At 59.0% G+C, this 14,051-nt stretch carries 9 protein-coding genes; 4 read left to right on the forward strand and 5 right to left on the reverse strand.

What is annotated here, in order from left to right; translation table 11 throughout:
• The first annotated feature begins 118 nt into the window (after window positions 1–118).
• Both SH410x_RS25315 and uppS read left to right on the forward strand, forming a co-directional pair.
• On the forward strand, window positions 119–1,387 hold the full coding sequence (locus tag SH410x_RS25315) for a nickel-dependent putative hexonate epimerase (RefSeq protein WP_473671921.1): 1,269 nt from the start codon (window positions 119–121) through the stop codon (window positions 1,385–1,387).
• Between the two features lie 189 nt (window positions 1,388–1,576).
• Window positions 1,577–2,314, forward strand: coding sequence for a polyprenyl diphosphate synthase (gene uppS / locus SH410x_RS25320; protein WP_473677398.1), 738 nt, complete (start codon window positions 1,577–1,579; stop codon window positions 2,312–2,314).
• Between the two features lie 207 nt (window positions 2,315–2,521).
• Here uppS and SH410x_RS25325 read toward each other — a convergent pair whose 3' ends face one another.
• The 3 genes from SH410x_RS25325 to SH410x_RS25335 form a co-directional block, all read right to left on the reverse strand.
• Window positions 2,522–4,414, reverse strand: a complete 1,893-nt coding sequence (locus SH410x_RS25325; RefSeq protein WP_473677399.1) for a sulfatase-like hydrolase/transferase — start codon at window positions 4,412–4,414, stop codon at window positions 2,522–2,524.
• 121 nt (window positions 4,415–4,535) lie between these two features.
• A complete protein-coding gene (locus tag SH410x_RS25330) occupies window positions 4,536–6,179 on the reverse strand; it encodes a permease (RefSeq protein ID WP_473671923.1) in 1,644 nt (547 codons plus the stop codon).
• Window positions 6,176–7,552 (reverse strand): PQQ-binding-like beta-propeller repeat protein, encoded by a 1,377-nt coding sequence (locus SH410x_RS25335; RefSeq protein WP_473671925.1) that lies wholly within the window; start codon window positions 7,550–7,552, stop codon window positions 6,176–6,178. Before SH410x_RS25335 ends, SH410x_RS25330 begins: the two co-directional genes overlap by 4 nt.
• 152 nt (window positions 7,553–7,704) lie before the next feature.
• On the opposite strand from SH410x_RS25335, the gene SH410x_RS25340 reads away from it, so the two are divergent.
• A complete protein-coding gene (locus SH410x_RS25340) occupies window positions 7,705–10,215 on the forward strand; it encodes a family 78 glycoside hydrolase catalytic domain (protein WP_473671927.1) in 2,511 nt (836 codons plus the stop codon).
• An 83-nt stretch (window positions 10,216–10,298) separates the two neighbouring features.
• On the forward strand, window positions 10,299–11,069 hold the full coding sequence (locus SH410x_RS25345; RefSeq protein ID WP_473671929.1) for a PIG-L deacetylase family protein: 771 nt from the start codon (window positions 10,299–10,301) through the stop codon (window positions 11,067–11,069).
• On the opposite strand, the gene SH410x_RS25350 is transcribed toward SH410x_RS25345, so the two are convergent.
• Entirely contained in the window at window positions 11,047–12,765 is a 1,719-nt protein-coding gene (locus tag SH410x_RS25350; RefSeq protein ID WP_473671931.1) for a hypothetical protein, read from the reverse strand. The genes SH410x_RS25345 and SH410x_RS25350 overlap by 23 nt on opposite strands.
• A complete protein-coding gene (locus tag SH410x_RS25355; RefSeq protein ID WP_473671933.1) occupies window positions 12,762–13,805 on the reverse strand; it encodes a threonine aldolase family protein in 1,044 nt (347 codons plus the stop codon). The genes SH410x_RS25350 and SH410x_RS25355 overlap by 4 nt, the downstream gene beginning before the upstream one ends.
• Window positions 13,806–14,051: the final 246 nt, after the last annotated feature.

The raw sequence follows: 14,051 nt of genomic DNA on the forward strand, positions 1-14,051 counted from the left end.
AAAAACGGGCACCCCCCTTTTCGGATAGGATCGTACCTAAAACAATATCGGGTTGCGGCGAGTAAAACCAGTAGCCGACCCCCGTTCATCCCCTTCAACTTGACTGGATCGCTGAAACGTGACCATCTATTACGCTAACGGATCGCCGACGACCGCGCTGGACACCGACGACCTGCGTGAGGCTCTCAAAACCACATTCGCGGCGATTTCTCGGCCGCAGAAAGTACTGCTGCTGCCGCCCGACCAGACTCGTTTGTTTAGCCGAGCGGGCGAACTGACGGTCCTTTCACACGAGCTTCTCGGCGAGCGAGTGTCCGACATCATGCCCGCGTTGGGAACACACTCGCCGATGAACCCGGCGCAGCTCGACCATATGTTCCCCGGCGTGCCCCATGATTTGTTCCGCGCCCACCGTTGGCGAGATGACGTCGTGCAGCTCGGTGAGGTGCCCTCCGACTATGTCTCCGAGGTCACTGGGGGTATCTACCAGAACGCTTGGCCCGCCCAAGTCAACCGACTGCTCCGCGACGGCAATCACGATCTGATCTTTTCGATTGGCCAAGTCGTCCCGCACGAAGTTATCGGGATGGCGAACTACAACAAGAATGTGTTTGTCGGCACCGGCGGCGTCGAGGGCATCAATGAGAGCCACTACCTCAGTGCGATGGTCGGCATTGATCAAACGCTGGGGATCGCCAACACGCCGCTGCGTCAGATCCTGAACTACGCCCAAGACCACTTCTGCCAAGACCTGCCGCTGCTCTACGCGTTGACGGTCATCGAGCAACTCAAGGACGGCACGAAGCTGACTCGCGGTTTGTATATCGGCGACGATCACGACACCTTCTTTGCCGCCGCGGAACTATCCCGGCAAGTCAACATCACGCACCTGCCTCGGGCCCCTCAACACGTCGTTGCCTACCTCGATCCACGCGAATTCAAAAGCACGTGGCTGGGCAACAAAGCGATCTATCGCACACGCAAGGCAATCGCCACGGGCGGCCGACTGACAGTGCTCGGCCCCGCGGTCGAGGAATTTGGCGAAGATTCGCGAATCGATCAACTGATTCGCAAGTATGGCTATCGAACCAAGGCCGAGGTGATGGAACTCTTCGCTTCGAACGAGGACTTGGCTGCCGACCCATCCGCCGCAGCCCACCTCGTCCATGGCTCACCCGAAAACCGTTTCGAAGTGGTCTACGCGGCCGGCAAGTTGACCGACGACGAAATTCGCTCGGTCGGTTTCATTCCAGGTGATCTCGACGAACTGCTCCGGCGATACGATGTCACCAAATTACAGGATGGGTTTCACGAAGACATCGATGGATCAGAGTTTTATTTTGTGCAAAACCCAGCCTTGGGTTTATGGGAAGCACCGCTAGGATAAGACGCCTCTTGATTGCACTTCCATCCACGCTGGCCTCGAATCGGCGATCGATTCGAGCGTCTTGGTGACGTACCCGTGAGCCGCGCACCCGAAGCATCCGGCGATGCCGCCAGCTCGGCCCGCCTACGCGTCTCGGCTCACTCAATCGACAGCCCACGCATGACATCACACTCGCCACAGTCAACCGAAATGCAGAGTCCGCAGCCCCCATCCGACGATCCGGCATCCATGCCCAAACATGTCGCTATCATCATGGACGGCAACGGGCGGTGGGCACAGAACCGGGGACTGCCGAGAATCGAAGGGCATCGACGCGGTGTCAATACCGTCCGTAGCACGACGGAACTGGCCGCGAAGCTCAAACTCGAGGCACTGACGCTCTATTGTTTCTCCAGCGAGAACTGGAAACGCCCGCAAACCGAACTCGATTTCCTGATGCACCTCCTGCGTCAGTACCTGATCGAGGAGCGGGCCACGCTGATGGAAAACAATCTGCGTCTGCGGTTCATCGGACGCGTCGATCGGCTCGACGCGGGCGTACTCGAGGAGGTCGAGCGGACACAAAAACTGTGCCGCGATAACACCGGTACGGAACTGGTGCTCGCGGTCGATTACGGCGGCCGCGATGAACTCGCCCGGGCCGCCCGCTCGCTCGCTCGAGAGGCCGCCGACGGCCGGATCACCGCCGAGTCGATCGACGAGCAAGCGATCGCACGCCGCTTGGATACCCACGGATTGGCCGAAGTCGACCTGATGATCCGCACGGGGGGTGACATGCGAATCAGTAACTTCTTGCTGTGGCAACTCAGCTACGCCGAACTCTGGTTCACGTCCAAATGCTGGCCCGAATTTGAAGAAGCCGATTTCCGCGAAGCACTCGCCGATTTCGGTGAACGCGCCCGCCGCTTCGGCGGACTCGATTCGTGAGCCAACGAAAACGAAATAGGCCGAGGCGGACTGGCGACAATGGCCCGAGGGTGATGAATGACGCAAGGAGATGAATAACGCAAGGAGAGCGAAGGGCTAACTCAACTCTCCATACCAGCTCCCGGGGAGCACCCCCCCTCGCGTTGGGCCAACCGAGTTCTGCTCCCAAGCGAAGATTTTTAGCTACCCCCCCGCCAGCCCCCTTCATCACCGCCCCAATCGCTCCACCCAATCCCGCAGCAACTCGTTATCGGGAGGCCCGTTCCAATTACCCTGTTCATCGAGCACACCCCGCGGCACCATCGTTTCATCGAGTAGCGAAAACCGCACGCCTGTCCCAAACACCGCGTTCGATCGACGACCGGCTGAGGGAACGAGAATGATATCCCGGCCGACTGAGTTCGAAATGGAAAACACGCGTGCTCGCAACTCAGCCTGCGTGGCCGTCGCTAGATCGAGACCATCGAATTGATCGGGCCGCGAAACCTCGATTCCCGCTGCTGCGAGCAGGGTTGGCAACACGTCCATATGCGTCGTTCGCTCGTCGATCTCGCGGTGGGACAGTCGCGGCCCACGGATCATCGCCGCCGTTCGCGTCTGAACCCGTGATAACTTCGTGCCGTGCCCGACCGTGCCATCGTCGAGAAATGACTCGCCATGGTCACCGACTAACGCGACGACCGCATCGCTGCGGAGCACCTCCGCCAACTCGGCATCGAGCGATCGAGCGGCATTGCGGTACCGGTTCCACACACTGTTTCGCCACGACTCCGGGAAGGGGATGGGATAGCTCGCTGAGGCCGACGGTTGATCGCGTGCTTGAACGTCTGCGACCGCAAAGGGAGCGTGTGTGCTGTAGAGAAACAGCACCGCCAATCTCGGTGAACGGGTCGCGGGCGACTCAGGCTTCCGAAGAAACTGCTTCGCCTTAGCAATCGACCGTCGATCCGACGCCAACCAATCCATCGATTCGATGTCATAGCGATCGAACTGCCGGGGCGATAGAAACGCATCCATCTGGAATGCATTCCAATCATCATGGCCGGCAAAGAACCCCAACTCGTAACCCGCTTGACGAAACAGTCGGTTCATTGCCGGGGCGAAACGAACCTCGGAGCGATAGAACCAGATCGATTCCAAACCACTGACCAGCGAAAAGATCCCCAAACTCGTGGCGTTGCCGCCTGAATAATGCTGCCGCAACCACCACCCCGAACGCGCCGCGGCGAAAGTGTGCGGCATGATACCGGGATGCAGCATTTCGCTACGCAGGGACTCAAGAATGATGATCAAAACATCCGGTCGCTCGCTAGCCTCCGTAGCGGCAGGTCGCTCCATGACCACGTTCATTCGCATCTGTGACATCCTGCTGCTCACGTCCTCGACAAATCGCGAGCGGTCAAACCGAAAGGCCCTGATCGGCTCAACCGAGTGCTGGTCGGAATCGCTCTGGCCAGCGACCGAGATAGGGACGCTGCCATACAGACCAAGAAGGTTCGCGGGATGACGCGTCGCGTGTGCCTGCATCATCGCATGCGTTTCGTCGCGGCCTTGCGAAAACCATAACCATGCACCGGACGCAACCGAGACGATCGACAAGATGGTGGCGAGCCAACACACACGCAACGGCAGCGGATGCTTGACAACCCACCGCGACCACAGCTTCGAAAACGCCAACCCAACAACGACGTAGATCGCGAACCCGAGTATCGGAACAAGCATCCCCCAGGAAACGAACGCAATCAATCGCGGCAGATGCTCACGAGCCAACCCCAGAAAATCACCCTCCGCCAAATGCATCCCGCTACCGCGAAAAACGAGCACATCGCCAGCGAACCCGATCGGCACCCACACAAATAAATAGGAACCGAATCTCTCCGCCGCCAAGGGACGCTTGAGACACCAACCGATCGCAATCAGCAGTGGCACCATCTGCAGCAAAACACACTCTGCCGCAATCCACGCCACCTCTGCCACACCAAGTGTTAAAACGGGCGTTCCGAGCGGATGCAACACCACCAAAAAAAACATCCAAACGCACCACCACCACCACTGCACGAGCAGCATTCGCAGCGCGGTCGATGGGTCACACGGATGCATAAAATTCAATTCGATTCAATTCAATAAACTTGCTCGGCCCACCAGAGTCGCTAGCGCGTACGCCCCTCGCTTTCGCTGCAGCATGCTGGGGGACACTCATACAACGCTCACCCACCACAGCCTATCGACGGGCCCCATCCTTCTCGGCAGGCAAAACCCAACACCACAGCAATACGAACAATCCCGCCAACGAATATCCAACCACATACTGCAGCACTGCCGAGAGCGATTCCGCGGGCAACGCCAGTGGGCTGCCCTCGCCGACCAAGAACGGGACAAACAAACGGTTGCCTTGCAGAGGTGAGTGCATCACGCCGATCGATGTTAACGCGGCGCAGAGAAACAACACACCAGCGGCGAGTTTGAGCTTATGGTCGATCATAGACGCGAGCATCCACGCCCATAGCAGGCCTGTGATGATGAATCCATTGCTCAGCATCCGCAGCGTTTGCAAGTCTTGACGGAGCGGCTCACTGGCGAGATCTCCGATCGACATCTCGGCAGCGAACATCGCCGCATCACCAAAAATACGATCCGGCAAACTGATGGCCAAATACGCCAGGGCTGGCAAACAGGCAATCGCCACCGCAGCATAGTGTCTGCGAGGTGTCGCCAGAAAGGTTTGCGACGTGATCTCCAAGCCCACGAAAACCAAAATCGGATAAACCGCCGGAGCGGGAATCCAAGCGTTCAACCAGGCAAAGTAGCCGAACGTGCCTGCCGTCCCAATGAGGATCGCGGTCGCCAACGTGTAGGCCGCCCGGCCACCCATCGCTTTATAAGCGGGGTGCCCGATGTAGGGCGTGGTCTGGATCACGCCACCGGACAAACCAGCGATCAGAGTCGCGACGGCCTCGACGCCGATCACCACGCGGGTGTCATACTCATCACCGACCGACGCGGCGCTCTCGGTGCAGTCGATCCCGCCGACCACCGTCACCAGTGCAAAGGGCAACACAAACGGCAGGTACGCAATCGCAGCGGGGAGGGCTTCGATCCAGCCACCCCGCCAGGCATCCATCCACTGCACCGAAAACCACTGAACTTCAACAGCCTCCGGGAACTCATAGCCGAACCACCCCAGCCCACACATCAGGTAGTAAACCGCTCCGGCAACAACGAGTGCCCCCAGTGTGCCTGGCGTGCGACCGGGCAAGGACACTCGCCCGATCAATGTCCCCAGCACGATTACCAATGCCAGAATCCCCGGGATCGGCGAACCTAAAATATGCGTCAGCGGAAAAAAGCTAATCAAGACGAGCGCAATCGCTGCGAGTGAACCGAGCAACCCCGCGCGCGGCACGACGGAACGCACCCACTGCGAAAACGGAGCGCAGGCAAGTTTGACGACCGCACAAAAAACCATGCACCAAATCCCGATATACCAGGTGTGCAGTGCGGCCGCCTCGACCTCCATCCCCGTCGCCCGCGCGGCCGTGAATGCAGGGCCGAGCACCAACAGAATCATCCCGAACGTCGATGGGGTGTCCAACCCCAATGGCATCGCCGTCACATCGACCCGCTGTTCGCGACGCGCCAACGACAGGGCAATGAAGAAGAACGCCAGATCGCCGACAAAGACGCCGATCGCCGTTCCCGGAACCATGTGCGTCACCACAAACGAGGCGGGCAAGCCGAACCCGGCCAGCAACGCCACCATCAACAGGAGACCTGCCAGGTTGTCGAGCATCAACCCAAAGAAGGCATTGATGTCACCCGCTGTCGCCCACCAAAAACGCCCCGGCGTCTGCGCGTCGTCGGTCATGAAGTCGGGCCAGACTTTTCAAACCGATACAGGGCCGTGTCAGTGCGCAGGATCAATGCATTGTCGATCGCGGCAGGAGACGCCATGATTTGCCCATCCACTTGATTCGTCTGAACAATCTCGCTCTCAGCGCCCAACGTCAATACAAAGACTTCACCCTCATGGTTGCCGAAGTAGAGATGCCCGCCAGCGAGTAAAGGGGATGCCGAAAACTTACCCCCCAACCGCTTCTTCCACACCATGTCGCCCTGCGCTGCGTCAAAGCACGCTGCGACGCCATTGTCATCGACGAGATAAATCAAACCATCGTGCAGCAGCGGCGATGACTTCGATGGGATGCCTTTTTTGACTGCCCAAACCGCATGGGTATCCGTGACATCGCCCTCACCGTCGATCCGCCCAGCCCAAAGCTCCGGCTTGCCGAATCCGGTTGCAAAGAATACGACGTCGTCGAGGACAACCGGACGCGGCACCACCGAAAAACCTTTGCCGTGATACAACCGCCAGTACTCCTCGCCGCTCTCTGCGTTGTACGAAACCATCCACTGCGATCCCATGCACAACAATTGCTCGCGTCCTGATGAATCAGTGGCGACGACGGGTGTGCAGTAAGACTTTTTCGAGTCGCCGGTAGGCGCTTCCATGGGCGGTCGCTGCGTCGTCCATAACGTCTGCCCTGTCGCCGCATCTAAAGCGGTGACGTACTGTTGATCCATTCCGTCTTGGATCAATATCAATCGTCCGTTGTGAACGATGGGTGAACTGCCGGGGCCCACACCGTGCTCAAGCGGCAGGGTTCGCTGCCAAACAATTTCTCTCGACCGGCGATCGACACAAAACGTCCCAAAGGTACCGAAGTGGCAGTAGACAAAGTCACCCTCAATAAACGGGGTAGGGGAGGCATACGAGTTGGTGGCATGAATGGCATCGGGTGCTTCCACCGTCTTCAGGTCCACGGCACCGAGCAGCTCCCCCGTCTCCACGTTGACGCTGAGCAACTTCAGCTCAATCGCTTTGGCAATCGCCAGACTCTTGAATTGTCGCTCGTCCGCATTCGTGTTGCGAAGCAGTGCTTCACGTTCGTCCTCCGTCGCCGTACGCTCGATGGCCGTTGTTAACCAGGCGACGCCATCGGCGATCACCGGTGAAGACCAAGCCTTGCCGGGGAGTTCCGTTTTCCAAACCAGGTTTTTATCTTCGCCAAATTCAAGGGGTGGCGTTTGATCGGCCGCGATCCCGTCCCCTGCGGGACCTCGAAACTCCGGCCACGCATCGGTCCCCGAAGCGGTTGGCGCCAGACCGATGAACAGTATCCAAAAGGAGAACGCGGCAGCCAAAGGGCCTAGAAAAGGCGGTTGGTGACAAAACGACATATTGGCTGGCAGCAATCGAGATGGGAAAGCAGGGAAACTCCGCGGGGAGGGCCCCGCTAAGATACTCGATTTCCACTCTCCTCACAAAGAAGCACGTTTGCACAATCACGATAGGCTGCTGAGAATCCGCAATTTCCGTATACTGCTACCTTATGAAAACACTCTTCATCACGCTGCACGCGTTCGCCCTATCGTTGTTCGCATTGGTTTCCGTGACAAACGTCTCAGCCACCGATCCGACGGTTTCCACCCTCAGCAAACCTAACATTGACGTCGATCCGGCATTGACCTGGGATGCCATGCTCAGCCGCGGCTACACACCGCTGTTCAACAAGCAGAACCTCAACGGCTGGCGGAACCCGTACTCCTACGGCAACGCCGCTGTCGTTGACGGGGAGATCCATCTCACCGCGGACAAAAAGTTCTTCCTCGTCACGCAACAGAAATTCAAAAACTTCCGACTATCGGTCGACATCCACCTGCCCGATGGGCCCGCCAATTCGGGTGTGATGTTTCGCTGCCACGTCGACCCGGAGCAGCAGAAAAAAGTCTATGGCTATCAAGCCGAATGCGATGGTTCGGATCGTCGTTGGTCCGGCGGTCTCTACGACGAAGCGCGGCGCGGCTGGATTTGGCCAAGCACGGCAGGTCGATCCGAGGAGCAATTCCTCAAGCATGAACAAAAATCGAAAGCGGCGTTCGCGAAACCCGAAATTCGCGATGCCCTTCACCGAAACGGCTGGAACCGGTATGTCATCACCTGCATTGACGACTGGATCACGATTGAACTCAACGGCGTTCAGACCGCGAAACTGCGTGATGATACCGATGCGTCCGGATACATCGGTATCCAGCATCATGGCGAAAAAGATCAAACCTATCGTTTTCGCAATCTATTCATCAAAGAACTGCCAGTCATTCCTGCCACTGAAACGGTCGAACTCATCGAGCAGTCACCCGTCAGCGTTCGCAAGATCAATGAGACCACGAGCCTCGTCGACTTTGGCAAAGTCGCCTTTGGCAACGTTGCGATCGATGTGCCAGACTCCGTCACGATATCAGGAACAGTGAAAGTTCACTTTGGTGAAAAACTCCAGGGTGACCGCATCGACCGCCAACCGCCCGGTACTGTGCGCTACGGCGTTAGCGAAGTATCACGGGCGGAGGCGTCACGGGCGAACACGTCGGGCGCGACAATTGTTCCGGCCCCCATCGTTGGACGCAACACCGAGCAGACCAATCCCGCTGGGTCCCACCCTCCCGCAGTGCTAACACCGCCCGAATGGCAACCGGTCATGCCCTTTCGCTGGGTAGAGATCGAGGGTTTGACGGGCGATTTGCCACCCGAGTCGATCACCCGCCGGGCCGCGTTCGCAGACGGCTGGAACGACGACGCGAGCTCTTTCGAGTGCTCCGACGAAACTCTCAATCGCATCTGGGAACTATGCAAATACAGCATCAAAGCGACGACCTTCGGTGGCGTCTACGTCGATGGTGACCGCGAGCGGATTCCCTACGAAGCCGACGCGTACCTGAATCAACTCAGCCACTACGCCGTTGATGATGACGTAAAAATGGCGGCGAGAACTTACGACTGGCTCATGGAAAACGGCACCTGGCCGACCGAATGGGCACCCCACATGGTTTTCATGGCCTACGCCGAGTGGATGAATCACGGCGATCCCGAGTGGCTGGCCGAGCGATACGAATCACTCAAAACGAAGACGCTGCTCCAGCGTGCGGGCACGGATGGGTTGGTCCGTAGCGACCAGCAAGACCGCACCAAGCACGACATTGTCGACTGGCCCCAGGCCGAACGCGACGACTTCGTCTTTACCGAGATCAATACCGTCGTCAATGCGTTTCACATCGAAGCGCTCCGCGGCATGGCCGAAATGGCTCGCGTGGTCGGCAAAGACGATGAAGCGGACCTCTTCGCAGCTCAAGCCAAACTCGCCACCGCAGCATTCCAAGAACAACTCTTCGACGAGGAGGCGGGTGTCTACCGCGACGGTGTGGGCACCGACCATAGCAGCGTCCATGCCAACTTCATCCCGTTGGCGTTTGATTTAGTACCCGATGACAAGGTCGCCGGTGTGGTCGATTGGCTGCGGAAACGCGACATGCAGTGCTCGGTCTATGCGGCTCAGTATTTCCTCGATGGTTTGTTCATGCACGGCGCGGATGATAAAGCCATCGAGTTGATCCTGGCGGACAACGATCGGAGCTGGAAACACATGATTGAGAGCGGAACATCGATCACGTGGGAAGCGTGGGACATGAAGTACAAACCCAACCAAGACTGGAACCATGCATGGGGGGCGGCCCCCGCCAACCTCTTGCCTCGTCACGTGCTCGGCGCGCAGCCGGCTTCACCGGCTTGGACGACTGCATCGATTCGACCTTGCACCGGAGGTTTGGAATACGCACGCGGCAAAGTCCCCACGCCCAATGGACCGATCGAAATTGATTGGAAATCAAAAGAGGGATTCGACATGGAGCTGAGACTCCCCGACGGGACGGACGCCTTCGTGAATGTCCCCGCGAGCGAAGGCAGCACGCAGGTACTCGTCGATGGAACACCCGTCAGAGCTACTCGGGTTGCCGATCGCTGGGTGCTCAGCGATAAAGTCAGTGGAAATGTAGTTGTCAGCGTAAAGTGACCCAAACCGAGCGGGCGTCCTGCTCGGCCGAGCTCTACCTGACATCCTGAACGCCTGTCTTACGCTATGCCAAGGAACCCACCATGCCGTCTGCTCTCGCCATTGCCGCTCATCCCGATGACATTGAGTTCCTGTTCGCCGGGACGATGCTATTGCTCGCCGAGCAAGGCTGGGACCTGCATTACATGAACATTGCCGACGGATCTCGCGGCAGCACAACGATGGACCGCGAAACCTGTGCGGCGACGCGGCTCACCGAAGCACGAAACGCGGCAAATCTGATCGGCGCCAGGTTTTACGAGCCGATTTGCCACGACATGGAAATCGCCTACACGACCGAAAATTTGCAGAAGGTCACCGCGGTCGTCCGCCAGTCCAAAGCGTCCGTCGTGCTCGTCCACTCGCCGATCGACTACATGGAAGACCATGAGATCGCCTGCAAGCTCGCCGTCAGCGCCGCGTTTAGCCACGGGATGCCCAACCTCGAAAGCATTCCGGCAACGGCGCCGTACTACGAACCGGTCACCGTCTATCATGCCCAGCCGCTCGGTAACCACCAGCCCACCGGCGAGTACGTCCGACCCCACTTCTTCGTCAACACATCCTCGGTCATCGAGAAGAAAACCCAAGCGTTGGGCTGTCACGCCAGCCAAAAACAATGGCTCGATGAGAGCCAAGGCATGGAGAGCTATCTCGAGACGATGCTCGAAGACTCCCGGAATGTGGGCCAGTTCAGCGGAAAGTTCGAGCATGCCGAAGGCTGGCGGCGGCGCGAGCACCGCGGATTTTGCGGTGCCCAAGACGATCCGTTGCGTGCGGTACTCGGGGACCTCATCGTCGAATCAAAACCGTAACGCTGCCAAACCGGTATCCTGCAATCCCAGCAGGCAGTTGTTCAATTTGTCGAGATCGACGCCGTGTGAGTAAAAACTGCGGCGGGTCGGCCGAGACGCCCGGCGATGGGGCGAGCCACGCTGAGATCCCGCCGCGTCCGATCCCGATCGCGCGAACCCCCTCGCCCAAACGATACGGCCCCGCCGTGACGTATCTCAAGTAAGCTTCTCGTGGCCGATCGGCCACGAGCGTCGGTAGCCCGTTCTGTTCGATCAGACCAGCATCAACCCATACCTGATCACCGTCGGTCGCCGACCTGCGAATGAACGCCACCGCCGAACTCCAATTCTCGCCACGGCGCGCCAATTGCGATTCGCCTCGCAGCCACGCAGCCACGGTCCCCTGGTGATAAGTCAGCAGCAGGACGCAGGCGAATGCGAGCCCCAATGGGTAGATCGGGAATCCAGGTCGCTCACAGGTACCTTCCAACCGCCCCCTGGGGGATTCGAGCGTAGCGGGAAGAGTGCTGGGCGTGGAATCAGCACTCGCGTTGCCCGGCCTGAAGCGGCCCGTTCCTCCCCGCCGGTGGGCAACAGCGACGCCTGAATTTCCGATCGCTCCGATCAACCAGCCCATCGACGCGCACAACAACGGGAGCGCCGCGATCAGGTATCTGCGATGCCACAGCGGGATGCCCGCGTAGGCGGTCAACAGATAGCACGCGACCGTCGAACCGATCACCCCCGCCAAAACCAACAAAGCGATCAGTACGTTTCGTTGACCGAACGCTTGACGCAGAGAGCGACCTGGCAATCGACATCCTATCACCGCGCCCGCAACCGGGACCAATACAAGCGCCCCCCACGGCCACATCTGCCACACGTCGCGCCAGCCATGAACCGTTGCAAACGCACCCCAATTGCCGCGTGATTGCCATAGGCCAAGATGCGAGTTGAGCCACCACAGAGCCACCGCGCCCCACGCCAAACCAGCGCATACATGCGTGAGCACGACGGCGCGGCGGGACGGCGATGTCGCGGGACGTTGCCACACGTCACCGATCGCAAAAATCAACATCTGCGGCGCCAGCACGATCAGCGAGGTGATGTGAATCGCCGCAGCCATCAGCACAACTCCATGCAAGGCAACCCGCGATAGGCAGCCACCCATTCCGATCGCCCCTGGCGGAATGAAACTGCCGACCGAACGAGTCGCGTCGGGCTCGGCCAGCCGACGACCAAGGGCCAACGCCGCCGTGGCGAGAAACATGATCGCTGCGTAGGGACGCAGTTCGGTGCCGAAAAAAATCGCGTTGCGTTCGAGGCTGAGAGCCAGTCCTGCGGCAGCACCACCGACGAGCAGGCTGAGGTGCGATGCCCCTCGTTCGACGGCCACGCGGTTGTATTTCCCACTCACGATCGCCACTAACCAGGCCGCTGAAAACGAGGTGAGGAACACGCTCGTCGACCGCAGTGCCGCCTCGGTACCGTAGATCGCAACCACGCTCGCAGGCAAACAGAACCGCCACAGATAAAGAACGCCAAAGTAGGCAGGCTGCTGATTGCCAATCGCCGCCCGATCCACAACTTGATCGAACGTTCCAGCGATACACCACGCCGTGTGCAGTTCATCCACCCAAAAACTCTCGCCGCACGAGGGCCATCGCGCCGCCACAGCAATCACGAAAACCCCGGCGATGATGGCCAACCGGATCAAGAGGGACCTCTCGCTGTGGTCAGGGCATCTCGCAGGATCCGGCAAGCCTGATCAACTTGTTCGGGCGTCACGTCCAAATGCGTGACAAACCGAATCATTTGCTCTCCCATGGCAAAACTATCCACCCCCGCAGCGAACAGCCGTGATTGCAAATCCGCAGCCGACCCCCACGACGGATCGATCTCCAGCATAACGATATTGGTATCGACCCGCCCGCCACGCACCGTCACCGCAGCGTGAACCGCCGCGGTATCAGCGAGTTGCTCAGCCGCCTCGTGATCAAGGTGCAGCCGATCGCGATGATGTTGCATCGCGTACAGGGCTCCAGCGGCAATGATGCCGGCTTGCCGCATCGCGCCGCCGAAGAGCTTTCGCGCCCGACGAGCTTTGGCAATGAAATCTTGCGAGCCAACCAACGCCGAACCCACAGGCGCGCCGAGCCCCTTACTGAAACAGACGCTAACCGAGTCGAAAGGCGCGGCCATCCGCGATGGGTCCATTGCCGTGGCGGCGGCCGCGTTCCAAATCCGAGCCCCATCCAGATGTGTTTTCAATCCGTGGTCGTGCGCCCACTGACAGACCTCATCGATCGTGTCTTGAGGCGTCACACGTCCCCCCCATCGATTGTGCGTATTCTCCAAGGACAACAATCGGGTCCGGACCATGTGGTCATTTTCGGGACGAATGGTCCCGCTCAGATGATCGATACCGAGCACCCCTTCGCACCCCGCGATGGGCTGGGCTACCAAACCGGACAATTGAGCAAACGCTCCCTGCTCGTATTGATAGATATGGCAGTCCGCCTCGCACAAAAACTCGCTGCCGCGGTCGCAGTGGATCCGAACACCAACCTGGTTCGTCATCGTGCCGCTGGGCATGAACAAAGCGGCCTCCTTGCCGAGCAACGCCGCTGTCTCACGCTCGAGCAGGTCCACGGTGGGGTCGATATCAATCACACCATCGCCCACCGGGGCGTTGGCCATCGCACGCCGCATCTCAGCGGTGGGTTGGGTGACCGTGTCGCTACGCAAATCAATCATGGCAGGGCGGGGAGACTGGGAGAGCCTTAGCAAACGGGGACCGCGTCGCTAAGATGGTGGATACTACGGAAACCGTTGGAACGAATTAAAAGTTGTGAAATCCAAGCTGCAAATTGCCCCCCAAATCGCGTGACTGGGTTTGACAATTTGCAACGATCATTTTGCAATTTGCGATCGTGGTCAGCCGATTTCGATCTCGTATCGCTCCGCAGGCTTGCGGGGACGTTCACGTTATCGCATAGAGTC

It is taken from the genome of Rhodopirellula sp. SH410 (assembly GCF_055811895.1).